Raw genomic sequence first — 24,262 nt, forward strand, 5'->3', positions numbered from 1 at the left:
GATGAAGTCTCCAGGCCGCAGGATCACGATGGGCAGACCGGCTCGCTTCACCGCGTCGGCTGCAGCCAGGATGTGCCGACGATCGAGCGTCAACAAGAATGGAGAACCGCCCTCCACAGCAGCGGCTAATACATGTGCATCCTTGGAGTGAATGTATTTCTCATATCTCCTGATCACCTCGCCGGATGGCATGGGCAGGAACTCCCAGTCAATCTCAACGAAGAAGCCGAGGTTCTCAGAGAACCTCGGCTTCTATAGGGCAGAGGTCGGGTAAGAAACCCGACCCTGGAGTTTGGCCTTTTTCTTTGAGACCCTATATATGCGGCCTCTTTTATGGCATCTCCCTATATCTTGGTATGGGTAGCGAAGGGCAGTGCCCTTCGCTACCCGAAAGGCCAAACCAGGGGGGCGGGTAAGAAACCCGACCTCCCCATCATATCTCCGCGGTAGAAGAAAACAAAACGGTAGGGCGGCTTTCTATAGCCGCCAGGACCATCAAGGCGCGGCGCCGTTCACCCGCTCGATGGAGACGGCGCAGGCCTTGTACTCCGGGATCTTCGCCACCGGATCCAGCGCCGCGTGAGTCAGCGCGTTGGCCGGGGACTCGGCGAAGTGGAAGGTCATGAAGACCACCCCCGGCATCACGTCCTCGGTCACCTGAGCCGTCGTGACGACCTCGCCGCGGCGGCTGCGCACGCGCACCGTGTCGCCGTCACGCACGCCGAACCGCTGGGCATCCTCGGGGTGGATCTCCACCGTGCTCGATGGGACCTTCTCATCGAGCCCCTGGCTGCGCCGCGTCATCGTCCCCGTGTGATAGTGGAACAGGAGGCGCCCAGTGGTGAACGTGAGCGGATATTCCTCATCGGGCACCTCGGCGGGCGGCATATACTCGACGGGCATGAACCGCCCCTTGCCCCGGGAGAACTTCCCCACATGCAGGATGGGCGTCCCCGGATGCTCCGGATCGGGACAAGGCCACTGGAGACCCTGCGTCCCCAGCCGCTCGTACAGGATGCCGCCGTAGATCGGCGTCAGGCTGGCGATCTCCGCCAGAACCTCGGCCGGGCTGGCATAGCTCCACGGGCCGTAAGGCGCCTGGCTCACGCGCTGCCGCAGATCGTCGTCCAACGCCAGACAGCGGTTGGCCAGATCGACCAGGATCTCCCAGTCGGGCCGCGCCTGCCCGATGGGCTCGATCGCCTTCCGGATCCATTGCACGCGCCGCTCCGTATTGGTGAAGGAGCCCTCCTTCTCGGCGAAGCTGACGGCCGGCAGCACCACATCGGCCAGCGCCGCCGTCTCGCTCAGGAAGATCTCCTGCACGACCAGGAACTCCACCGCCTCCAGGCACTTTCGCACATGGTTGGAGTCAGGATCGGAGAGCAGCACGTTCTCGCCCATGATGTAGAGGCCACGCACCCTCCCGTCCAGAGCGGCATTCATGATCTCCACCACCGTCAACCCAGGCTGAGTGGACAGCTCCGCCCCCCACGCCTCCTGGAACTTGCGCTGGTTGGCCTCCACCGTCACGCTCTGATAGCCGGGGTAGACGTTCGGCAGGCCGCCCATGTCGCATGCGCCCTGCACATTGTTCTGCCCGCGCAGCGGGTTCACGCCGCCGCCCGGGATCCCCATGTTGCCGAGGAGCATCTGCAGGTTGGCGCACGCCATCACGTTGGCCGTGCCCGTCGTATGCTGGGTGATGCCCATGGCGTACAGCAGCGCGCCCGGCCGGTTGGCCGCCAGCAGCCGGGCGGCCTCCACGATATCCTCCGCGGGCACGCCCGTGATCTCGGCCACGCGCTCGGGCGTGTATTCGGCCACGGCATCCCGCACCGACTCGAAGTTCTCGGTGCGGCTCTCGATGAACTCGTGGTCGATCAGGTCCTCCGCGATGAGCACGTGGGCCAACCCGTTCAGGAGCGCGATATCCGTGCCCGGCTTGTGCTGCAGGTACAGCGTCGCGAACTCCGTGATCGGGATGCGGCGCGGGTCGGCCACGATGAGCACGGCGCCGCGCTGCTTCACCGCCTGCCGGATGCGCATGCCGAAGACCGGATGCTGCTCGGTGATATTGGAGCCGATGATCAGATAGCTCTTCGCTTCCGTGGCGATGTCATCCATGCTGTTGGTCATCGCACCGGAGCCAAACGTTGTCGCCAGACCGGCGACCGTGGGGCTGTGTCAGAGGCGAGCACAATGGTCTACATTGTGCGTCCCCCATATCTGTCTGGCCAGCTTCTGGATGAGGTAGTTCTCCTCGTTGGTACATTTGGCACTGGCCAGGCACGCCAGCGCGTCCCCGCCGGACTCCCGCCGGATCGCCATCGTGCGCTCGGCGACGATATTCAGCGCCGTCTCCCAGTCCACCTCGACGAAGTCGTTGCCCTCCGTCGTCTGGCCATTCTTCGGCTTGGTCCCGTTCGGCTCCAGCAGCCACTTGCGCACCAGCGGCTTCGTCAGTCGGTCGGGGTGATTCACGAAGTCGTTGCCGAATTTCCCTTTGACGCACGTCCGCCCGTGATTGGCCGGGCCGTCCCAGGCCGGGGTAACGTACACGATGCGATTGCGCTTTCGATCCACGTTGAGCTCGATCTGGCATCCCACCCCGCAGTACGTGCAGACTGTGCGCACCTTGTCGAGCTCCCAGGCCCGGCCCTGGCCGATGGCCTGCTTGGGCCACAGCGCGGCGGTGGGGCAGACGCTGACGCAGATGCCGCAGAACTCGCACGGGCTGTCCAGCATCGTGCTGTTCGGCCCAAAGGCGATGTGCGTCTCAAAGCCCCGGTTGAAGACGCCGACAGCCTCAACACCGTTCATGTACTCACAGGCGCGGACGCATCGACGGCACCGGACGCATTTGGCCAGGTCCACCGCGACGAAGGGATTATCGTCCTCCAGTGTGAACTCCGGCTGACGCCCGGGGTAGGCCCGCTCCCGGGCCCCCAGCCGATAGGCCAGGTCCTGTAACTCGCACGCCCCGGCCGCCTCGCACTTCATGCAATCCAGCGGATGGTTGGACAGGATCATCTCCAGCGCGAAGCGACGAATGCCCTCCACCAGCGGCGTCTGCGTGCGGATCACCATGCCCTCGGACACGGGAGTCGTGCAGCTGGGCAGAGGATTGCGAGCCCTTTCCACCTCCACGACGCAGAGGCGACAGCCGCCGCTGGGGGGCAAGGCCGGGTGATGGCACAACGTGGGGATATCGATGCCCGCCGATTGTGCAGCCTCCAGGATCGTGAAGCTCGCAGGCACCGAGAGTTGCCGACCGTCTATCGTGATGTTGACCGTTTTCATCCCGTCCTCCTAGTGCTTCACGCTACACTGGCCTGTGCGGATGTGCTCTTCGAACTCGTGGCGGAAATAGCGAAGCACACTGAGAACCGGCGATGGGGTGAGCTGCCCTAACGCGCACAGGGAACCAGTCTGCATGTAACGGGCGATCTCCTGGATCAGATCCAGGTCCTCCATGCGGCCCTGCCCGTCCAGGATGCGATTGAGCACCTCCAGCATGCGCGTGCCCCCGATGCTGCACGGCACGCACTTGCCACACGACTCGGCCGCGGCGAAGTCCAGGAAGAAGCGGGCGAACTCCACCATGCAGGTGTCCTCGTCCACCACGATCATGCCGCCCGATCCCATCACCGCCCCGGCCGCCTGAAGGGAGTCGTAGTCCACCGGCGTGTCCAGCTGCGACTCCGGCAGACACCCACCCAACGGGCCGCCCGTCTGCACCGCCTTGAACTTCTTGCCGCCAGGCACGCCCCCGCCGATCTCCTCGATGATCTCCCGCAGCGTGATGCCCATGGGCACCTCGATGAGGCCGGTCCGGGCGATCTTGCCGGTCAAAGCGAAGACGGCCGTCCCCTTGCTCCGCTCCGTGCCGATGCCGGCGAACCAATCAGCGCCCCTGCGGAGGATGGGCGGGATATAGGCGTAGCTCTTCACGTTGTTGATGTTGGTGGGCTTGCCCCATAAGCCAGACTGCGCCGGGTACGGCGGCTTGGGCGTCGGCTCGCCCCGCTGCCCCTCGATGGAGCGCAACAAAGCCGTCTCCTCGCCACACACGAAGGCACCGGCCCCCTCCTTGATGAAGAGGCGGAAATTGAACCCGGTGCCCAGGATGTTCTCCCCCAGCAAGCCGTACCTCTCCGCCTGGGCGATGGCCGTCTTCAGCCGTTCGATGGCTAGCGGATACTCGGCGCGGCAGTAGATGTACCCCTCCTCGGCGCCGACGGCGTAGCCACAGATGGCCATCCCCTCGATCACGGAATGGGGATCTCCCTCCAGGATGCTGCGGTCCATGAAGGCACCCGGGTCGCCCTCGTCCGCGTTACAGACGACGTATTTGGGCTGCCCCGGCGACTGGCGGGTGATCGCCCACTTGCGTCCGGTGGGGAACCCACCGCCGCCGCAACCCCGAGGCGATCACCTCATCGATGACCTGCTCGGGGGTCATCTCCGTCAGCGCCTTCTTCAGGGCCTGGTAACCATCCCGAGCGATGTACTCGTCGATCCGTTCGGGATTGATGATGCCGCAATTGCGCATGACGATGCGAAGCTGCTTGCGATACAACGGGATGTCTGGGTAGAAGGGATCCATCCGATCGGCCCCGCCGTTGAGCGGTTCGTAGGCCATCTGCCCCAACACCCACTCCTCCACCGGCTTGCCGCCGACGAGGTGCTCCGCCACGATCCGCTCGGCCATCTCCGGGGTGACGTTCGCATAGGTCACCCGGGTCTGACCGGGAAGCGCTACATCCACCAGCGGCTCGTAAGAGCACATCCCGATGCACCCCACCGTGCCGACCTGAGCCCGCACACGATGTTTGCGCATGGCCGCCCGCAGGGCCATCTGGACGTCCAGGGCCCCCGCCGCGCGGCCGCAGGTCCCCATACCTACCAGGATCATCGCGCCCCGCTTGCGCCGCTCCGTCAAAGAGGCCAGCGTGCGATCCCGCAGTTCGTCGAGCGCCGCCGGTGACGAAAGCTTTCTATCGGCCATACTGGACCCTCCCGTCACTCTTCCCTAAGTTTCTGGGCCACCGCAACGGCCTCCTCAGGATCGAGGCGCCCCATCACCTGCTGATCCACGTAGGCCACAGGGGCCAGCCCGCACGACCCCAGACAATAGACCACCTCAAGCGTAATGGCGCCGTCAGGCGTCGTCTCTCCCGGCTGGATCCCCAGCTCCTTCGTAAGCGCCTCGATGATCTGCGGGGCCCCCTTGATGTGACAGGCCGTCCCATCACAGATCCGGATGCGGTGGCGGCCTCGAGGGGTGAGGTAGAACTGAGAATAGAAGGTGGCGACGCCGTAGAGCTTGGTGATCGGCACGCGCCGCCGCTTGGCGATGAGCCGCATCGCCTCGGGCGGCAGCCATCCGTAGATGTCCTGAACCCGTTGCAGGATCGGGATGACGGCGCCGCGCTGATCGGCGAACTCGGCCAGGATCGGCTCGACGGGCGTCAGATCCAGCGTGCTCTGCTCACTCATGGCTTCCCCCTCTCTGATGATTGCATCCCCGATGGAAACCTCGGCGGCCTCCGCTCCCCCGGCTGCGCATCGTCCGCCTTCACGAGGGGCTGAATCACTATGACAATGCACTCGATCACTTGGAGCGTATCCGAACACTCACGGCAGGATGTCTGAGGATACCCTCAGTTGCATGTTCCACAGGAGAAGGTGTGGAGGGACTCCTCCTCCACAGAATCTCTCAGACACGCTCCGAGAGTGTGTCTGGAAAATGCTGTTGCTTCTGCTGTGGGGAGGCCCGGAGGGGCTCCGCCCTCCGGAAAGCCCTTCTTTTGCCCTCGACCTGCCTGGCCTCGGCCTGGGGCCTGCGGAAAGGGCCGAGAGAGGCAGGTACAGGCCGGAAAAGCGGGATTTCCGGTGGAAGGGAGGACCCCTCCACACCCCCCCTGCGAAGCTGGTCGTTGAGGGAGCCCCCTCAAAACATCTTGCCGGTAAATTTTCAGACACGCTCTGAAAGAAACGCCTCCCCGGCATGCGGAAACCGGGAAGGCGTTCAGCACCTTCTGGTCGCGGGCGCCTCCGTCAGCACCCACCCAAGTATATGATCGCACTCTCGGCCAAACTTAGTCGCCCATCAGAGCACCAAGAGAGAATAGTCAGCTGCGATGAGTGTTAGGCTCCGTCACTTGACTGTTGTAACATATGGATAATCCAATATCCTCTCATCCGAGGTCACAAGTGCACAGTCATATACCCTGGCTGTAGCTACAATGATCTGATCTGCGGGGTCACGATGAAATTGTCCCGGTAATCTGGTTGATTCAATGGCTATCTCTGGTGTTAGCGCAAGCAAGTGGACGCCGGGATAACTGAGTGCCTGTTCAAACCACTCCTCCAGTGGGCACGGCAACTCTAAACGGCCATACTCAGCCAGCTTGGCTATCTCCCAACACGAAATAGCGCTGATTCCAATCGCGTCCTCCTCGTGAGCGGTTATGATCTCAACCTGAGTTGGGGTGAGATGCTCATCCCCATGCACCCACCACACCCAGATATGAGTATCGAGCACGATCATTGCAATGCTTCCCAATCATCCTCGGCGACGCTATCGAATGGCGCAAGGTAGCGGACCGGCTTACCCCGCAAAGGATAGCGTTCTTTTTCCTTAGGCTTGCGAAAACGGCTGAGGATGATAACCTCCACCTCCTCCCCCGCACGAAAAGGAAGGCCTCTAATGATAAGGGTTCCATCCTGAGCAACAACGGTTTCAATCCGATAAGCTTCCATATCCTCTTCTCCCTTCCCCCTCTATACACAAACTCCTGAAAATAACCGCTCACCACCCAAACTCAATCGCTCTTCAGAGCGCCAAGGGAGGAAGGTCGGCCACAACAATCAAAGTATATCACATAGGTCCCCGGTTGTGAAGCGATAGGGAGAGCCGGTGGATCTTGGCCATACTTCACCTACGTCGACGTGGGAGCCGCCGCAGCAAGCAACCACGCCACCCAGGCATCTATCCCCTCGCCTGTGCGGCAGGAGATCTGCAGAATCGGCACCGTGGGGTTGATGGCCCGCACCGCCCGCTGGAAGATCTCCCAGTCGAAGTCGATGTAGGGAATCAGGTCGATCTTGTTACCACGTCCATGTCCATGAAACTGGACGGGTACTTGATCGGCTTGTCATGCCCCTCTGGGACGCTGGCCACCAGCACCCGCCAGTGCTCGCCCAGGGCGAAGTTGGTGGGGCACACCAGGTTGCCCACGTTCTCGATCAACAGGATATCCACCCCGTCCAGATCGAGCTGGCGCAGGGCACCGGCCACCATGGGAGCGTCCAGATGGCACCCACCGCCGGTGTTGATCTGCACCGCGGGCACGCCAGCCTCCCGCACTTTATCCGCATCCACGCTGGAGGCCAGATCGCCCTCGATCACGGCCAGCCGGGCCTGATCGCCCATCGCCTCAATGGTGCGCAGGATCAGGCTCGTCTTGCCCGCTCCGGGCGAGGCCATGAGGTTCACCGCCAACACGCCTGCCCGATCCAACAAGGATCGGTTCTCTCGCGCCAATCGCTCGTTGGCGCCCAGGATCTGCTCCTCAACTTTGATCTCCATCACTCTCCTCGGACACGGCGATGCTCTCGATGTACATCTCCTTGCCGGCTACGATGTCGCCGCCCAAGCCACCACACTCCGGGCAGACCCATATCTGCCCATCCGCCGGCTCGTATACGTGACCGCACCCCTGACAGCGGATGCGCCCGGGCTGGCGCCTAATCTCCAGCCGAGCCCCTTCCGCCAGCGTATCCTTGCTCAGGATATCGAAGTAGAACTGGATCGAATCCGGCACGAACCCGGTGAAGTCCCCCACCACCAACCGAATGTGGGTGACCCGCGTCGCCCCGGCGGCGGTCGCGTGGCGCTCGACGATCTCCAGGATGCTCTCCGTCACAGGCAACTCGTGCATGAACGTATTGTAGCACGGGTGGGTATCGGGCTCAACTCGCGGGCAGAGGAGCTGAACCCAGCTACGTCCCCTATCAGGGAAACGCCGGGGAAACCTCCCCCCCAAAGGCAACATCCTCATCTGCCCGTCACACGGAAGGTAAAGCGCCTTGCCACAAATCCTCTCACGCATGTATAATCGCATGCAAAAGAGCCGGAACGCACATAGATCCTTACCTCGCTCCTCAACATGCTCCTTGACATCTCATGAGTCAACTTGGCCACGGCCAGTCCTACTGCCCCAACGGGCTCGCCGAAAGGCTGGCGCGCGCCCCGGGCAACGATGGCCCTTGTACATTCAAAAGGAGACATGAATCATGAAGATCGACCTGCTCGCCGTCCTGTCCCGCCTTTCGGCAGGCGGGATCCTCGTGCGCTGCGCGCGGCTCGCCATCGCGATCGCCCTTCCCCTGCTCGCCTGCGCCAGCCTGGTCTGGGCGTTCGCCGAGGAGCCCATCCGCTTTCGCGACCCTTACACCGGCCAGACGGGGGAGGAGTGGGAGGAGATCAGCACGATCCACGATGACCTGACCTACGTGCTGGCCCTGGCCGCCGGCTTCTCCGTCACCGACAGCATCACGCTGCAGATCTGGGACCAGTTGGTCGACTCGGAGCAGATCGGGCCCGGCGACGCGATCTCGTACACCAACTGCGCTGGGGGAGCGTTTTACCCCACGCCCGATCCCGATGAGGTGTGCGGCTGGCAACCCCATACCCACATGATCTGGCCGATGTGGGACAGCATGCAGGATAAGGACACCTGCGTGACCTCCAGATTCGGGCCGTATTCACCGTTCTTCCACTTCCCGCACAACAACGATCGAGAGCTGGGCGCGCTTCGCGACTGGGGATGGGGGGTGACGAGCACGCTGACGGCCTACGAGGCTTACGCCTGGGGTGGGCCGGCCGAGCCCACCGTGATGCAGGCCTCCTGCCTCTACACGCGCACCGCCGTCATCACCACGAGCATCCAGGCCGGATCGCTGGAGGCCTTCGCGACCTACCTGCACTCCCTGGCCGATTACTACTCGCACAAGGAGTGCATCGCCCACATGGATAGCCTGGGGATGCCCTGGGCTACCCACACGCTGGCCGGGCACCCTGCATGCGATTACAACCCCCTCGACCCCCAACCCGACGACGTGCACGGACGTGAGTTCTACACATACACCGACTCCCAGCGCACGGACGCCGCCATCCAGCATATTTACAGCGAGCTGGCCGCCCGCAGCCGACAGCGGGAGGGGACACACTATCCGCTCAGCATGGACACGCCGCTGACGGCCATCGACGGCAGCCCCACCCTGAGCGAGACGCTGTACACGTTCGTCCATCAGTGGGACTTCGAGCACCCGGCCCAACGGCGGGCCTGGGCCGACCGCATCGCCGCCGCCGTGCTGGCTCAGCGATCGCCGACCCACCGCGTGTACTGGCCGCTGATGATCCAGAGCACCACGACCGTGTCAACCTCCGCGGCCGCCGTACAAGCCCCCCAGCCCGACACCCCGCCGCCATCATCCGACTGGGGGGAGCCGGTGATCGGCATCACCGGCACGTACACCGTCTACAAGAAGGACTTCGTCTACGGCACGACTCCGTTCCTGATCACGGACATGCGACCCGATAGCGAGGGCAAGACATACTCGGACAAGGAAAGTTACGAGATCCGAGCGCTGACCATCTATCGGGCACATGACGGCCAGGCGTTGCTGGACCACCAACCGGTGGTGTTCTTCGTGCACGGTGGCGGCTGGACCGATGGGTACAGGGACTGGTACTCCTTCGTAGCCCGCCCCTTCACCGGCGAGAAGGGCTGGGTCACCGTGGTCATCGACTATCGCCTGACCTCCGACCAGGTCTTCATCGCCGATCAATATTGCCCTGACAGGGACACCTGTGGTCAGCCGGGGAACGAACCCTATCGCACCAAGGCCGCCTGGTACCCCGACAATATCGACGACGTGGCAGCCGCCTTTCGATGGGTGATGGACCACATCGAAGAGAACGGCGGAGACGCCGACGCGATCGTGGTCTTCGGCCACTCGGCGGGGGGACATCTGGCATCGCTGCTGGCCACGCATCCCGACCACGCGACCACTTTGCGGCCGGCGATCCAGGGAGTCATCAGCATGAGCGGCGCCTATGAGCTAACCGACCTCAACCACGCCTTCTGGAGCAGCGTGGTCACACAGACCTTCCGTGGCGGATTCGACAACGCCGAGGCCCTCGAACAGGCGTCCCCTTCCACCTACGTGATATCCGGCACCACGTTGCCCCCCTTCTACCTGCTCTATGCAGAGGATGAGCTGCTCAACCTCACGGAGCAAAGCATCCTCTTCAAGAACCAGCTAGAGGCGCAGGGGCAGAGGGTAACGATCAGCTATCTGGCAGGCTACGGCCACTACTCGGAGATGGAGGCGATCGCCCGCATCGATGAGACGCCCACCCGGCTGATCGTCAACTGGATCGAAGGACTCCTGCGCAAGCCGCTCTACTTTCCCTTGATCATCGATGAAGGGAGCACCTGAGCGAATAGGGCCCGGAAGGGTGTGAAAACCCATTTGAAAAAGCCCTACAACGCCGTAAATGGAATTTGACAGTTCTCAACAGGTCTGATATAATGACTCTCACGAACGGGTAAGATTCCAAGTCAGTGTCATAAAGTGCACGCCTGGACTTTTACAAGTCCAGGCGGCTTGTTTTTATAGGCCGCTTGGATCCTGCCCCAAGAAACTACAAGTGTCTTTGAAAGGAAGAAAGACTGTGAACGATCGTGAAACTGGAACCGTAAAATGGTTCAACGACTCCAAGGGCTACGGCTTTATCTCGCGCGAGAACGCCGAGGACGTCTTCGTCCATCACACGGCCATCCTGATGGATGGTTTCAAAACGTTGGACGAGGGACAGCGCGTCGAGTTCTCCGTTGAGCAGGGCCCCAAGGGTCTGCAAGCCGTCAGCGTCGTGCCTCAGTAGGCCAAAGGGAGATAGTGTAACGTGACCCAGAAAATATACGTCGGCAACATGAGCTACGACACGACGGAAGGTAGGCTGCAAGAGCTGTTCGCAGCCCACGGAGAGGTACTCTCGGTTAACGTGGTGACAGACCGCTACACCGGGCGCCCTCGGGGCTTCGCCTTCGTCGAGATGGCAACGGATGAGGCCGCCCAGGCGGCCATCGCCGCACTGAACGGCCAGGAAGTCGACGGCCGACCCCTTACCGTGAACAAGGCCCGTCCCCCGGGACAGCGCGGCGGCGACCGAGGCCGACGCGACCGTCGTGGGTGGTAAAGCCGACGAACTCTATAAAGTAAGCGCCGTCTCTGCGCCGTACAGACCGTAGCGTCCTACCGGCCAGAGGCCGCAAAAGAGAAACCGACCGAAAAGGGCCAGCAATCCGTTGCTGGCCTTTTTTGTGTGTCCCGTCCCGGCCAAAGTGGAAGGCCCCCAGGCGCCTGGGGGCCTTCGGAGAGAGGGAAAGGGAAGGGAGGGCAAGCTCTATCAGAACTCCTGCGCCGCCTCTTTCAGGACGGCGGGAACACCACCAGGCAAATTCGCCACGATCTGCTCCGCCGCCGCCTCGCACAGCTCCTTCGCCTCGGGCGACAGCTCCATGCCGAAGCCAAACCGATACCCACGCACCGATACCAGGTATCCCACCGGCGCCCGACCGTAGAGGGTCGATGCGACCTCCAGCAACGTCGCCGGCGTCAGGTGGTGGGTGAAGGAAGAGGGCACATAGCCAGGTTCCAGCCTCTCCCAGCGGATCGTCTCCTCGTAAGCGCCCGTATGCGCATCGACGAAGTAGACCACATCGTAGTCGATGATGAGCTCCGCCAGCTCAGGGACGAGCTGCGGCTGGAACACCAGATCCACCGCTTGCCCCAGGTCCGACAAGCCATCGTCATCCAGCGTGAGCGGCGGTCGCCCCAGCCGCCTGGCCACCGCGTTGACCACGTGGAACCCAATGCCGTCGTCCTCCCGGCTGAGGTTGCCGTATCCCAGGACCAGGACGCGCCGCTCGTCCCTCATCTCGCTCCTCATCCGCCAGATCGAGTCATCCATCTCGGCGCAGCGTCTCCACCACCGCGCCCTGGGGATCGACGATGTCCACGATGATCGGCATCTGACCCACCGCATGCGTCGAGCAGGAGAGGCAGGGATCGTACGCCCGGATGGCCGCCTCCACCCGATTCAGCAACCCCTCGCGGATGGTCTGGCCGCTGAGATAGGTCTTGGCCACCGTCTCCACCGCCTTGCTCATCGCCCAGTTGTTGTGCCCGGTGGCGACGATCAGGTTCACCCGTTCCAACTGGCCGTCCTCGTTGGCCCAGTAGTGATGGAACAGGGTGCCGCGCGGGGCCTCGATGATGCCTACGCCCTCGCCCTTGAACTCACGATGGGTATTCACGATGTCCTTGCTCAGGATATCGGGGTCGTCCAGCAACACCTTCACCCGCTCGGCGGCGAAGAGGGTCTCGATCAGCCGGGCATAATGGTAGTAAAGGGTGTTCTCCACCGGCTTGCCATCGTTCAACGCCTTGAACGTCTTCAACTCCTCATTGGCCAGTGGCGTATCGCACTTCTCCGCCACGTTGAGTCGTCCCAACGGCCCTACCCGGTAGACGCCATCCGGCCATCCCCGCTTCTTGTAATAGGGGAATTTCAGGTAGGACCAGTCCTCCACGCGCTCGGCGATGTAATCCAGGTAATGATGGCCGTCGAACTCCTCCCATCGCTCGCCGTCAGAGCCGATCAGGCGGCATACCCCGTCGTACAGCTCCAAACCGCCTTCGTCCGTCACCAGCCCCATATATCCGCTGGAGAAGACGGCGAACCTCTCGACGTCCTCCCGGTTCTTCTCCGCCCAATCCTTGACGATGGCGATGCCCTCCTGGATGGTGGCGATGGCCTCATCCACCCCCGCCAGGATCTGGTCCCGCCCAGCCGGCTCCAGCGCCTTGTTGACCCCGCCGGGGATCGCGAAATTCGGATGCACCCGACGGCCGCCCAGGATGCGGATGATCTCCTGTCCGAACTTGCGCAGGCGCACCGCCTTTACGGCCAGCTGTGGGTTCGCCTGGAGCAGGCCGATCACGTTTCGCTTGGCCGGGTCCGCGTCGAAGCCCAGCAACAGGTCGGGGCCGGCGAGCTCGAAGAAGTGCATGCCATGGCTCTGGATCACCTGGCCCATATGCATGAGGTCCCGCAAGAGATGAGCCGGACGGGGAGCCGGCGCCCCCACGAGGTCGTCACAGGCCTTGGCCGATGCCAGGTGGTGGCTCACCGGGCAAATGCCACAGATGCGGGGGGTGATCATGGGCATCTCGAAGTACATCCGCCCTTCGCAGAACTTCTCGAACCCTCGGAACTCGTTGATGTGCAGGTACGCCTGTTCGACGTTCCCGCTCTCGTCGATATGAATGGTAACCTTCGCGTGACCTTCGATGCGGGTTACCGGCTCAATCGTGATCTTCTGCGTCGCCATATCCACTCCCCCCATCAGTGCCAGTGAAGCTTCTCGTCCTTGATCTCCGGTATCCGCCCCTGCGCCAGCTCGCTCAAGACGTAGTAGATCACGTCAGGATCAGGCGGGCATCCCGGGACAAAGACGTCCACATCCACCACCTCACGCAAGGCTCGGACCGGGGTTGGGGAACCCAGCTCAGGGCTCGAGGGGATCTTCCCTTCCTCGTCGGTGCTCTCCGTCTCCACATACGCCCTGCGCAGGGCCTCCTCCAGCTTGAAGAAGTTCCGCATGGCAACCACACCGCCGAACACGGCGCAATCCCCCATCGCCACCAGGATCTTGCAACGCGCGCGCATCCGCTTGGCGACCTCTTCATTGGTGGTCAGATTGACCGCGCCGGTCAGGATGCCCACATCGACCCCATCCTCATCCGGCTCTTTGAGGTCCGTGATGGGCGTCGCCCGGATATCCACGAGCTTCGCGATCTCCGCGATACGCTCGTCGATGTCCAGCAAGGACATGTGGCACCCAGCGCAAGCCGCCAGCCAGTCGCTCGCGATCTTCGGTTTCGCCATTCTCAATGCTCCTTTTCCACCTATAGAAGTAACCTCTCACCCAACCGCTCACTCCATAGCCGGGGGAGATCCGCCCCCACGCCGCTCTTCCGGCCGGAGGCTTACCGGGATCACGCCGTCCATTCACGCGATGGGCACGCGAGCTCTCAACGCCTGCTCCCAACCGTCATCCAACGTGATCCCCAACTTCTCGGCAAGGCTCTGCAAGACGCGCACGTTGGACCAGACCCCCTCCGGCGGGGTCAGCCCGCGATGCGCCTCCTGTAATCGTCCTTCCAGATTCAGGTAATGCCCTTCCTGCTCGGCCCATGTCTCCACAGGCAGCACAACATCGGCCATCGTCGTCGCAGCCGACACATGGCTGGCCTGCACAACGATGAAGGGCACCCCTTCTAGGGGCTGAACGAGCGCCTGGTCGGGATCCTCGTCGCCCAGGGCCAGATAGGCGACCTGGTGCCCGCCCACGGAGAATGCCCGATCCAGACCATACGCGGCGGCCGCCAGGCCATTGGCCTGCCCACAGACGGCCACGAGCGCTGGATATCCCTCGCCCGGCGCCTCGATCAGATTGACCAACTGGGCCATGGTCTCCACGATCCCGGCCGATCCGTTCGATGCAGCGCCATCGCCATAGACGAAGACCGGCTTCTGAGAGGAGGCGACCACGCGGGCCACCCGGCGGATCTCATCGGCCGCCACGCCCGTCCGTTGGCTGGCCAGCTCCGGGCTGTGCTCGGAGAGATCACGATTAGACTGCTCGCCAGCCAACTCCACCACCGCCGCCATGATGCCCAGCAGCAGATCACGTTCCGTCCCCGGCTGCGGGCGCAGCACATAGTGAGCCCACTCGCTCAAGGCGTTGTCGGCCGGATCGATGACGACCAATCGCGTCCCCTGGGGCAGGGAGCGCTTCACGAAGAACCCGGCAACCTGATGGTCCTGCACGAGATCCGTCCCCAGCACGACCACACAGTCGGCCGACTTCAGGGCATCCAGCCCCCTCTCCGAGACGCGACCGCTCTTCACGATCGACGCCCATGCCGAGTTCCATCCCGTGCTGGTCACCATCCCGCTTCCCACAGCGTCCGCGAAAATCCGCTTGAACAGGTAGAGCACCTCGGCCGGCAGCCGGGCTGAGGCGATCGCGGCCACCCCGTCCCCGTTGCGCCCCACCAACGGCTTCAACCTCTCGGCGACGACGTCCAGCGCCTCATCCCAGGATGCCGCTTTTAGCGTCCCATTCTTGCGCACCAACGGGGTGACGATGCGAGCGCGCTCATCCTTGAGAGGCTGATAGCGACCGACCTCGCACAATACGCCGTCGTTCACCGGCGCCTCCCAATCGCCATCGATCCGCATCAGGTGATTCTCACGCGTGATGAGCTCCACCCCACAGCCCACGCTGCACCCCACACAGACGGTCTTCGTCCGCTCGATCTCGGCATCTCGGCCGCGATAGGCGCTGAAGCGATCGATGAGCGCGCCCGTCGGGCACACCTGCACGCAGGTGCCACAGCTGACGCAGGTGCTCTCGCCCAATGGGACGCCCAGGTCGGCGATGATCATCGTCTGGGCCCCCCGGTCACGCACCCCCAGCGTGAAATTGCCCACCAACTCCCCACAGGCGCGCACGCAGCGCCGACAGAGGATGCAGCGGTTGTGATCCAGCACGAAATCCTCATGGGAGGCATCCACCGGGTAAGGACGCCAGCCGGGTTGCAGCGGCCAATGGGTCATCTCCTCTCGGTAGGCCGCGTTCTGCAACTCGCAATCCCCGCCGCTCACCTGACAGTACATACAGAAGTGATTCCGATCACCGAAGAGGAACGACAGGATGAGTCGACGAGCCTCTCGGATCCTGGGGGTGTTCGTGTATATCACCATACCGTTGGTGGCCGGGAGCGTACAGGAGGTTTGAAGTGCGGGCACGCCTTCCACCTCCACCATGCAGAGGCGACAGCCACCATACGGGGTCAATTCCGGATGATCGCACAGGGTTGGGATGTCAATACCGGCCTTCTCGGCCGCTCGCAACACCGTTGTCCCCTCCGGGACCTCCACGGCTCGACCATCGATCGTCAAACGGACCATTATCCACCCTCTCCATCTCGTACAGGTTGCCCCGTGATCCCGGGCTTACGCGACGACGAGCTGCCGTTCGCTCATCGGGCAGACACCGACGGGACAAACCCCTAGCTTGATGTGCGCCTCCACTTCCGCCCTGAAATGCCTGAGGATATCGCGAACGGGCACGGCAGCGGCCTGACCCAGCCCACAGTTGGACAGCTGACGCAGCCCGCCGATCAGCATCTCCAGCTCCTCAATGCCGGAGAGCGTTCCACGCCCCTCAGCGATGTCCGTCAGGATCCGGTAGGCCCGCTCCGTCCCAACCCGACAGGGCGTACACTTGCCACAGCTCTCCTTCCGGAAGAAGTTTAGCAAGACCCGGGTCAGGTCGACCGCGCAGGTGTTCTCATCGCAGATCAGCAGGGCGCCCGATCCCAGCGAAACCTCCGCACGAGCGTAGGAGTCGAAGTCCATGGGCGTATCCTGCAAACTGGCCGGGATGATCGACCCGCTGGAGCCGCCCGTCTGCGCCAGCTTGAACGTAGCCCCGTTGCGTATTCCCTTGCCGTAAATGGCGATGACCTCACGCAAGGTGATCCCCATGGGCACCTCGATCAATCCCGTGACGTTCACGTTGCCCAGGATGGTGTACACCTTGGTCCCGGGGCTATGCGGGGTACCAAACTGACGATACCAATCGGCCCCGTTCTGGATGATGGGGGGCACGTTGGCCAGCGTCTCTACATTGTTCACCACGGTCGGCTGCCCCCACAGGCCATGGGTCGTGGGATACGGCGGGCGCGCCCGGGGCTCCCCTCGCTTGCCCTCGATCGACTCGATCAGCGCGGTCTCCTCACCGCAGATGTACGCGCCGGCGCCGGAGTGGATGTGGATATCAAAATCGAACCCAGAGCCGAAGATGTTCTCGCCCAGGAAACCCATCTCCCGCGCCTGGGCGATGGCCTTCCGTAGCCGGGCCTGCGCCAGTTGATACTCCCCACGCACGTAGATGTATCCCTCGCTCGCCCCGACGGCGTAGCCGGTGATTACCATCGCCTCAATGACGCTGTGCGGATCCCCCTCCAGGATAAGACGGTCCTTAAAGGTCCCGGGCTCACTCTCGTCGGCGTTACAGATGACGTACTTGGGCGTGCGGTTTTCTCGCGCGACGAAGCGCCACTTCAAGCCGGTGGGGAACCCAGCGCCGCCGCGCCCCCGCAAGCCCGCGTTGGAGATCTCACCGACCACCTCGTCGGGTGTCATCTGGGTCAACGCCTTGCCCAACGCCTCATACCCGCCGTAAATGATATAATCCTCGATATCCTCTGGATCGATCACGCCAGCACGCCGCAGCACAACCCGCTGCTCGGCCGGCAACGTGCCCCGCCGGGCAGAAAGCCAAGAGATCGGCCCAAAAAGCTCCTTGGGCACCAACCGATCCGTGACGATCTGGCCCTCCCGCAAATGCCTCTCCACCAACAAGGGCACATCGTCCGGCTTCACAGGACCATACGCGACCGCCTCAGGGTAGATGATCACCAATGGATGGGCCTCTTGCCGCGTCACACACCCCATCGTGGTCACGACCACTTCCTCGACGAGGCCAAGAGATCGGATCTCCTCCTGTAGCCGACGATAGACCTCTTGTGCGTCACGATCCGCGCTTCCGGGATCGCTCGCGACCAAGACCATCGAGCGAATCACCTTCATTATCCCCCTCTCCTTCACTCGTAACGCGCCAGGATCTCCGGCAACTGCTCGGGAGTCACATTGCCGTACACATCATCGTCGACCACGATGACGGGGCCCACGCCGCACAGGCCGATGCAACTCGTGGTGACCAATGTCCACCGACCATCCGCACTGGTCTCCCCGGGCTCCAACCCCAGTTCCTCACGCAGGGCGCGCCACAGTTCCCCTCCGCCGACGACGTGACAAGGCGCGCTCTCGCAAAACTGAATCACATGTCGGCCCCGAGGCTCTATCGCGAGCATCTTGTAAAAGCTGGCCACCGAGAACAGTTGCGCCTTTGGGATTTGGAGCAGCCGGCTCACCTCTTCGAAGGCCTCCGCCGGGATGTACCCCATCTCCCGGTTCACATCGCTTAAGATCGCGACCAATTCCTCCCTGGTCGCGCCGTGCCGCTCGACCGCAGCCTGCACCACGGCACGTACATCCAAATCTTCCCGAACGGCGATCGTCATGCCCTCCCTCCTTCAAGAACAAACGAGCTCTACGCCCGCTAGAATGCCGGGAGTACCCACTCTTGTATCGCTTGCCCGCCAACCACATGTTCCTTCACGATCCGACGCGCCGCTTCCGGCGTCACTTTGCCATACAATACCTTCCGCCCTTCCCCGTCGATCACCTCGACGATGGGCTCCCATTCGCATGGCCCGAGACAGCCGGTCTGTTTTACCACGACATTCTGCACGTTCTCCGACTTGATCTCGTCGAGGATAGCCTGCATTGTCTCCTGAGCGCCCATCGCGATCCCACAGCTCCCCATACCGACGATGATGCGGGCTTGACCAGTGGCCTCCTGGGCCTTTCGCCTTTGCAACATCTCCTCACGCAGACGCTCCAAGCCCTCGAGCGACCTCACGACTGGCATAGATTCCTCCTACGGGGCTTCGCCCGGGTTCTCCAGGTCTGCCTGCAAACCATAGCCAGATCCTGAGCACCCTTGTGAATATCATCACCACCACGTGAATGTTATCACCGCCGAGTCGGCGTCCATATGACAGGCATCATATTGTACACTGTAACCCCGAATTCTCAATAGGAAAACGGACCGGCCCCCACATCCCCATATGGTGCCGCTCACACCGCAGCAATCTATCGAATATATATTTGTCGCCGCCGTCTGAGGGTGCTATAATAGCGCCAACTTCTTGAGGAAAGGATTGTCCGACGTGACCAACGCGGGAAGCGCTTCTTCTATCCCGGCTTCTCCCACCTCTGAAGCGATCAATCCCCACCCAACACAAAGCAGTGTAGAAGGCACTTTACGAGAGCTGATCGAAACCCTGATCCTCACGCTCATCATCTTCCTCCTGATCCGCTCCGTCATTCAGAATTTCCGCATCGACGGGGTCAGCATGGAGCCCAATTTCCACGATGGACAATTCCTGATCATCAACAAGCTGGCCTACAAGCTGGGACGCCCGTCCCGAGGCGACGTGATCGTCTTCCGGTATCCGAAAAACCCCAACCGGGATTTCATCAAACGGGTGATCGGGCTGCCGGGGGATACAGTCGAGGTGCGACAGGGTCAGGTGTTCATCAACGGGGCCGCCCTCCAGGAGCCGTATCCACTGCTGCATGATGCCCTCTCCGTGGAGCCCGTCACGGTCGGCCCTGGCCAGCTATATGTCATGGGGGACAATCGCGGGAACTCAAGCGACTCACGCGTTTGGGGACTCCTGCCCATGGATCTGGTCATCGGCAAGGCGTGGATCTCTTACTGGCCGCCACAGTACTGGTCCGTTGTCCCCCATTATACACTGGAAGTAGGCCCTTGACACGAGCCCCCACGCACGCTGCCGCGCGCTTACTGAGAGGAGGACAGCTCATGGCTATACCGGAGGGCACAGCAGATATGGACAAGATGATTGAGCGGGTCACCCAGCGAGTGCTGCGAGCGCTGGGACAATCGGCAGCGGGCTATGAACCGCCCCCACCGCCTCCTCCTCAGCCGGACCTTTTCACGATGACGGCAGAAGAAGTGGCCCAGATGATCGATCACACCCTGCTGAAGCCGGACGCCACGGCACAACAGATCGCGGCGCTCTGCGAGGAGGGAGAGCGATACCGCTTCGCGGCCGTATGCATTCATCCCACGTGGGTGGATCAATGCGCGCACGCCCTCAGCGGCTCGCCGGTCAAGGTGGCCTCCGTGGTCGGCTTCCCGCTAGGCGTGACGACATCCGAGGTCAAAGCGTTCGAGTCGAAGGTGCTGCTCTCCCACGGCGCGGCGGAGCTAGATATGGTACTGAACATCGGCGCCCTCAAATCTGGTAACTTCTGCCTGGTTTGGAACGATATCCGCTCCGTGGCCGAGGTCACACACGAGCGCGATGGCCTGCTGAAAGTCATCCTGGAGACCGGATACCTGACCGACGAGGAGAAGGTGGCCGCGTGCATCATCGCCCATGTGGCAGGCGCCGATTTCGTGAAGACCGCCACCGGATTTGGGCCCGGCGGGGCCACAGAGGCCGACATCCGGCTGATGCGCCGGGTGGTGGGAGGCGCCCTCGGCGTGAAGGCGGCCGGAGGCGTCCGCACGTTGGAACAGGCGCGACAGATGGTGCTGGCCGGTGCCAACCGCATCGGCACCAGCTCCGGCGTCCGCATCGTCGAGGAGGCCCGCCAGCGAGCGGCCGCATCCTCCAGCGAATCCACAGGGTAACGACAAAGGAACATGAGACTATGGCAGCCCAAGAACTGCTGATCCTGGCTGGACACGCCTGGCAATGCCCCGACTGTCGGCTCCGGCTGCTCGAAGCGCCCGAGAAAGTGCTGAGCGGCCGCCGGCTGAGCGCGGAGGAGAGGGAGCGGCTGACGAAACTGGAGGCGGAGCACTTCACCAGCATATCCGCCCTGGCCCAGGCACTGGACGTGGAGGTCAACGACCTGTACGAGATCATGAACCACGCACGCACGCGGCTACGCCACTTCTGACACGACCTGATGACACGCCGCTTCGCCCTTGAGCATATCGCCCCGGGCTGCATGGCCTGGGGCATTTTGAGTCCGAGATCCCGGCTCGTGCCCCCAACGGGCCCGGAGGCATGTGGATGCGTCAACTGAGAGATCGGCTGTGGTGGGTGGATGAGGTCGCCCCCGGCGCGGGGGTATACGTCTGGCAGGATGCGGAAGGCCTGATCCTGTTCGACACCGGCATGCCGTGGCACGCACGCTCCATCCTATCCGCCCTCTCCGCAGAGGGATTCACACCATCGCAGATCCACCACATCCTCATCACCCATGGCGACCTCGACCATATCGGCGGGATGAGAGCCATCAGGCAGGCCACAGGGGCGCCCATCGTGTGCCACGCGGTGACGGGAGCCATCCTGCAGGGCCGCCTACGCCGCCCACTGGGGCTTGGCCTCCTGGGGAAGATGGCCAACCTGCCCATCCACCTCCTACTAGGGCCGATCTTTCACTGCATCCCCACAGAGGCGGACGAACTCATCGTGGACGGGACCTCCCTCCCCGGCGGGTTCCAGGCCGTCTTCACGCCAGGACACTGCCCCGGGCACACGGCTTACTACCACCCCGATGCGCGCGTCCTGATCGCGGGTGACGTCGTCCGGAACGCGAGGCGGGAGCTGGCCTCGCAACCGCCCCTCTTCACGGCCGATCCGGCCGCCGCCATTCGGGATATCGAACGGCTGGCCCGCCTGGAGGTGGAGACCCTATGCCTTGGGCACGGCGAGCCGATCCTGACAGGGGCGCAGGCCCAACTCCAGGCGCTGGCCCAAAAGCTACAAAAAACATCCCCCTGATCCTGCCGAAAGGAGATCACGGTTGACCATGAGCACGGGAACTCCCTCCCTGGATAATCCGACGCTACAGGTGATCCGCTCACACCGATCTATCCGCAAGTACAAGCCCGATCCTCTGCCACGCGAGATGATCGAAGCCATCGTGGCGGCCGCGCAACGATCGTCCACATCATCCAATCTACAAACGTACAGCGTGGTCGCGGTCACCGACGCCGAGAAGCGGGCCCAGCTGTGTGAGCTCTGCGGCGGCCAGGAGCATGTGCGGGAGGCCCCGGTCTTCCTGGCCTTCTGCGCGGACCTGGCCCGGCTGGAACGGGTTTGCGAACTGCGCGGTTACCCGCTGGAGGCGGACCACATGGAAACCTTCCTGGTCGCCGTCGTCGACGCGGCTATCGTGCTGCAGACCGCGGTGCTCGCCGCCGAGTCGTTGGGGTTGGGGGCGTGCATGATCGGCGCGATCCGCAACCACCCCCGGGAGGTGATCCAGCTGCTCGGGCTGCCCAAACGGGTTTTCCCCGTCGTGGGGCTCACGCTGGGATGGCCGGCCGAAGCACCCGCGCTGAAGCCACGGCTACCGCTGCGCGCCGTGCTCCATTGGGAGCGCTACGACACCTCCCACCTCGACGAGGACCTGCTGGCATACGATCGCGAGATGGCCGCCAGCGGCATCTACGCCGGCCGGCAGGTGCCGGTGCCCGGCAAACCCGGCGAGATGGAGGCCTACGGCTGGCTGGAGCACTCCGCTCGTCGCGCCTCGCAGGCCGCGCGCACCCACCTGCGCCAGGAGATCCAGGAGCAGGGATTTGCGCTCTTATAGTCTATTCGTATCAACTAAACAGCATGGGCGAGGCCCCCGCCTGTCGCTTTTCCTCTTCACGGGCGGTCGCACCTGAAAGGGGAGGTGCGGAGGGGCTTCCTCTCCGCAGAAAAACTCTTTTTCTCGCCTTTTCCCTGCCTGGTTGGGGCTTCGGCCGGTGGCCTCCGGCCCCACGGGGCAGATGAGGGCCTGAAAATAGAGTTCTTCGGAGGGGCGGCAGCCCCTCCGAGCCACCCTAGAGATGCGGGGCCACGCTTCCATATCGCTTAAGTTGATACCAATGGGATTCGCGCTCTTATAGTCAATCCTAAACAGGGGAGACCACCATCCCATGTCAGACACGGAGAAACAGGCACTGCTTCCAGGAGCCCGGGTGGCCGTGCAGACCTGTATGGGCGTCCGGGCTGACGACCGCGTCGTGATCATCAGCGATGAGCCGACGCTGGCGATCGGACAGGCGCTGGCCCAGGAAGCCAGCGACATCACCCCCCATACACATCTTCTGCGGCTGGAGCGATACGGAGACCGCCCCATCACCGAGCTGCCGGAGGCGCTCGCGGCCGACATCAGGGCCCTGTCACCCACCGTCACCTTCTACGCGGCCTCTGCCCAGCCCGGTGAGATCAGCTTTCGCATCACGCTGCACCGTTACCTGATCGACGAGCTCAACGTGCGCCACGGACACATGCCGGGCATCACCCCCCGTCTGATGCGCGAGGGCATGACCGCCGACTACCGTAAAATCGAGCGGGTGACGCTCCGAGTCTGGGAGCGAGTACGCACAGCTCGTCGCATTCGCGTGACCACCCCCGCCGGCACCGAATTCACGGCCGAGTTCGGCCCGGAGCGACGGTGGGTGCCCTGCACCGGCATCTACCACCGGCAGGGCGATTGGGGCAACCTCCCCGAGGGGGAGATCTTCACCGCGCCGCTCACCGCCGAGGGCACGCTGGTGGTCGACGTGCTGGGGGACTACTTCAGCGAGCGATACGGCGTACTGGCGACGCCGGTCAGGCTGCACGTGCAAAAGGGCAGAGTGACAGACATCGCCTGCGCGAACCCCGACATCGCGATTGAGCTATCCGAATACCTGCGCTCCGCCGAGAACGGGACCCGCCTGGGGGAGTTCGCCATCGGCACCAACATCGCGTTGCGGCACCTGACGGGGAACCTGCTTCAGGACGAGAAGATCCCTGGCGTTCACGTCGCCTTCGGCAACCCATATCCGGAGGAGACGGGCGCCGACTGGGCGTCTCAGGTCCATGTGGACGTCATCCCCACCCGTTGCACCATCGAGGTGGACGGGGAGATCATCATGAGGGATGGGACGTTCGCTCCACACTATCTGGAGTGACCAGATCCAATGCCCTTCGTTGAGACCGGCCGACTACGGCAACACTACCTGGAACGAGGCGAGGGAGATCATCCTCTTCGTCCACGGGTCGTTCGGCAACGCCCGGTGGTGGGAGCCGACCCTGGATCTGCTCCCCGAGGGATACCGGGCCATCGCGCCCGATCTGCGCGGCTGCGGCCGAAGCGATCCGGCGGATGCGCCTGACGACTACGAGATCGCCACGCAGACAGCCGATCTGTGGGCCCTGGTCGACGCGTTGGGGATCGGCGATCTCCACCTGGTGGGACATGCCTACGGGGCGGCCGTGGCGCTCCAGATGACGCTGGATCGCCCCGGCCCCATCCTCACCCTGACCCTGATCGCTCCCCCGTCCGCCTGGGGCGTGAAGACACCCCCCGAGGCACTGCAATACCTGGAGCAGATGCGCACCGATCGGGAGCTGCTGCTTCGGGCGTTGGCTTCCACGATGCCCGGCCGGGCCC

At 63.2% G+C, this 24,262-nt stretch carries 22 protein-coding genes and 2 pseudogenes; 10 read left to right on the plus strand and 14 right to left on the minus strand.

The window, feature by feature from the left end:
* Window positions 1-495: 495 nt before the first annotated feature.
* The 7 genes and pseudogenes from fdhF to hypA form a co-directional block, all read right to left on the minus strand.
* Window positions 496-3,303, minus strand: a complete 2,808-nt coding sequence (fdhF, locus tag GXP39_18925) for a formate dehydrogenase subunit alpha (protein NOZ30110.1) — start codon at window positions 3,301-3,303, stop codon at window positions 496-498.
* A 9-nt stretch (window positions 3,304-3,312) separates the two neighbouring features.
* Window positions 3,313-4,903: pseudogene (locus GXP39_18930) on the minus strand (NADH-quinone oxidoreductase subunit F).
* 122 nt (window positions 4,904-5,025) lie between these two features.
* The gene (gene nuoE / locus GXP39_18935; protein ID NOZ30111.1) at window positions 5,026-5,502 is read right to left on the minus strand and encodes an NADH-quinone oxidoreductase subunit NuoE; all 477 of its coding nucleotides are present in this window, start codon (window positions 5,500-5,502) and stop codon (window positions 5,026-5,028) included.
* 661 nt (window positions 5,503-6,163) lie between these two features.
* Window positions 6,164-6,556 carry a type II toxin-antitoxin system VapC family toxin gene (locus tag GXP39_18940; protein NOZ30112.1) on the minus strand — a complete coding sequence of 131 codons (393 nt, stop codon included), beginning with the start codon at window positions 6,554-6,556 and terminating at the stop codon, window positions 6,164-6,166.
* Complete coding sequence (locus GXP39_18945; protein NOZ30113.1) at window positions 6,553-6,768, minus strand: hypothetical protein; 216 nt, start codon at window positions 6,766-6,768, stop codon at window positions 6,553-6,555. The genes GXP39_18940 and GXP39_18945 overlap by 4 nt, the downstream gene beginning before the upstream one ends.
* Window positions 6,769-6,947: 179 nt before the next feature.
* Window positions 6,948-7,597, minus strand: a pseudogene (hypB, locus tag GXP39_18950) (hydrogenase nickel incorporation protein HypB).
* Window positions 7,581-7,934 carry a hydrogenase maturation nickel metallochaperone HypA gene (gene hypA / locus GXP39_18955; GenBank protein NOZ30114.1) on the minus strand — a complete coding sequence of 118 codons (354 nt, stop codon included), beginning with the start codon at window positions 7,932-7,934 and terminating at the stop codon, window positions 7,581-7,583. The pseudogene hypB and the gene hypA overlap by 17 nt, the downstream one beginning before the upstream one ends.
* A 370-nt stretch (window positions 7,935-8,304) precedes the next feature.
* Here hypA and GXP39_18960 point away from each other — a divergent pair, with 370 nt between their 5' ends.
* From GXP39_18960 to GXP39_18970, 3 genes are all read left to right on the plus strand, one after another.
* Window positions 8,305-10,515, plus strand: a complete 2,211-nt coding sequence (locus tag GXP39_18960) for an alpha/beta hydrolase (protein ID NOZ30115.1) — start codon at window positions 8,305-8,307, stop codon at window positions 10,513-10,515.
* 235 nt (window positions 10,516-10,750) lie between these two features.
* The gene (locus GXP39_18965) at window positions 10,751-10,960 is read left to right on the plus strand and encodes a cold-shock protein (protein NOZ30116.1); all 210 of its coding nucleotides are present in this window, start codon (window positions 10,751-10,753) and stop codon (window positions 10,958-10,960) included.
* Between the two features lie 21 nt (window positions 10,961-10,981).
* Window positions 10,982-11,275 (plus strand): RNA-binding protein, encoded by a 294-nt coding sequence (locus tag GXP39_18970; protein ID NOZ30117.1) that lies wholly within the window; start codon window positions 10,982-10,984, stop codon window positions 11,273-11,275.
* A gap of 210 nt (window positions 11,276-11,485) precedes the next feature.
* Here the strand turns inward: GXP39_18970 and GXP39_18975 are convergent, their stop codons facing one another.
* From GXP39_18975 to GXP39_19005, 7 genes are all read right to left on the minus strand, one after another.
* Window positions 11,486-12,016, minus strand: a complete 531-nt coding sequence (locus GXP39_18975) for a hydrogenase maturation protease (protein ID NOZ30118.1) — start codon at window positions 12,014-12,016, stop codon at window positions 11,486-11,488.
* 25 nt (window positions 12,017-12,041) lie between these two features.
* Window positions 12,042-13,472, minus strand: a complete 1,431-nt coding sequence (locus GXP39_18980) for a Ni/Fe hydrogenase subunit alpha (protein NOZ30119.1) — start codon at window positions 13,470-13,472, stop codon at window positions 12,042-12,044.
* A 14-nt stretch (window positions 13,473-13,486) separates the two neighbouring features.
* Window positions 13,487-14,029 carry an NADP oxidoreductase gene (locus GXP39_18985; protein NOZ30120.1) on the minus strand — a complete coding sequence of 181 codons (543 nt, stop codon included), beginning with the start codon at window positions 14,027-14,029 and terminating at the stop codon, window positions 13,487-13,489.
* 123 nt (window positions 14,030-14,152) lie between these two features.
* Complete coding sequence (locus GXP39_18990; GenBank protein NOZ30121.1) at window positions 14,153-16,120, minus strand: molybdopterin-dependent oxidoreductase; 1,968 nt, start codon at window positions 16,118-16,120, stop codon at window positions 14,153-14,155.
* Window positions 16,121-16,165: 45 nt separating this feature from the next.
* The gene (gene nuoF / locus GXP39_18995; protein NOZ30122.1) at window positions 16,166-17,806 is read right to left on the minus strand and encodes an NADH-quinone oxidoreductase subunit NuoF; all 1,641 of its coding nucleotides are present in this window, start codon (window positions 17,804-17,806) and stop codon (window positions 16,166-16,168) included.
* Window positions 17,807-17,820: 14 nt separating this feature from the next.
* Window positions 17,821-18,300, minus strand: a complete 480-nt coding sequence (nuoE, locus tag GXP39_19000) for an NADH-quinone oxidoreductase subunit NuoE (GenBank protein ID NOZ30123.1) — start codon at window positions 18,298-18,300, stop codon at window positions 17,821-17,823.
* 38 nt (window positions 18,301-18,338) lie between these two features.
* Entirely contained in the window at window positions 18,339-18,710 is a 372-nt protein-coding gene (locus GXP39_19005) for a (2Fe-2S) ferredoxin domain-containing protein (protein NOZ30124.1), read from the minus strand.
* Between the two features lie 355 nt (window positions 18,711-19,065).
* Here GXP39_19005 and lepB point away from each other — a divergent pair, with 355 nt between their 5' ends.
* The 7 genes from lepB to GXP39_19040 all read left to right on the plus strand — a co-directional run.
* Window positions 19,066-19,620 (plus strand): signal peptidase I, encoded by a 555-nt coding sequence (lepB, locus tag GXP39_19010; GenBank protein ID NOZ30125.1) that lies wholly within the window; start codon window positions 19,066-19,068, stop codon window positions 19,618-19,620.
* A gap of 188 nt (window positions 19,621-19,808) precedes the next feature.
* Window positions 19,809-20,507, plus strand: a complete 699-nt coding sequence (gene deoC, locus GXP39_19015; GenBank protein ID NOZ30126.1) for a deoxyribose-phosphate aldolase — start codon at window positions 19,809-19,811, stop codon at window positions 20,505-20,507.
* A 20-nt stretch (window positions 20,508-20,527) separates the two neighbouring features.
* Window positions 20,528-20,779, plus strand: a complete 252-nt coding sequence (locus GXP39_19020; GenBank protein ID NOZ30127.1) for a hypothetical protein — start codon at window positions 20,528-20,530, stop codon at window positions 20,777-20,779.
* 116 nt (window positions 20,780-20,895) lie between these two features.
* Window positions 20,896-21,609 (plus strand): MBL fold metallo-hydrolase, encoded by a 714-nt coding sequence (locus GXP39_19025; protein ID NOZ30128.1) that lies wholly within the window; start codon window positions 20,896-20,898, stop codon window positions 21,607-21,609.
* Window positions 21,610-21,637: 28 nt separating this feature from the next.
* Window positions 21,638-22,426 (plus strand): NADPH-dependent oxidoreductase, encoded by a 789-nt coding sequence (locus tag GXP39_19030; protein NOZ30129.1) that lies wholly within the window; start codon window positions 21,638-21,640, stop codon window positions 22,424-22,426.
* Window positions 22,427-22,757: 331 nt separating this feature from the next.
* Complete coding sequence (locus GXP39_19035) at window positions 22,758-23,780, plus strand: aminopeptidase (protein ID NOZ30130.1); 1,023 nt, start codon at window positions 22,758-22,760, stop codon at window positions 23,778-23,780.
* On the plus strand, window positions 23,749-24,262 hold a 514-nt coding region (locus GXP39_19040; protein ID NOZ30131.1), incomplete at its 3' end, for an alpha/beta hydrolase. The genes GXP39_19035 and GXP39_19040, both read left to right, overlap by 32 nt.

Source organism: Chloroflexota bacterium, assembly GCA_013152435.1.
GTDB lineage: Bacteria > Chloroflexota > Anaerolineae > DUEN01 > DUEN01 > DUEN01.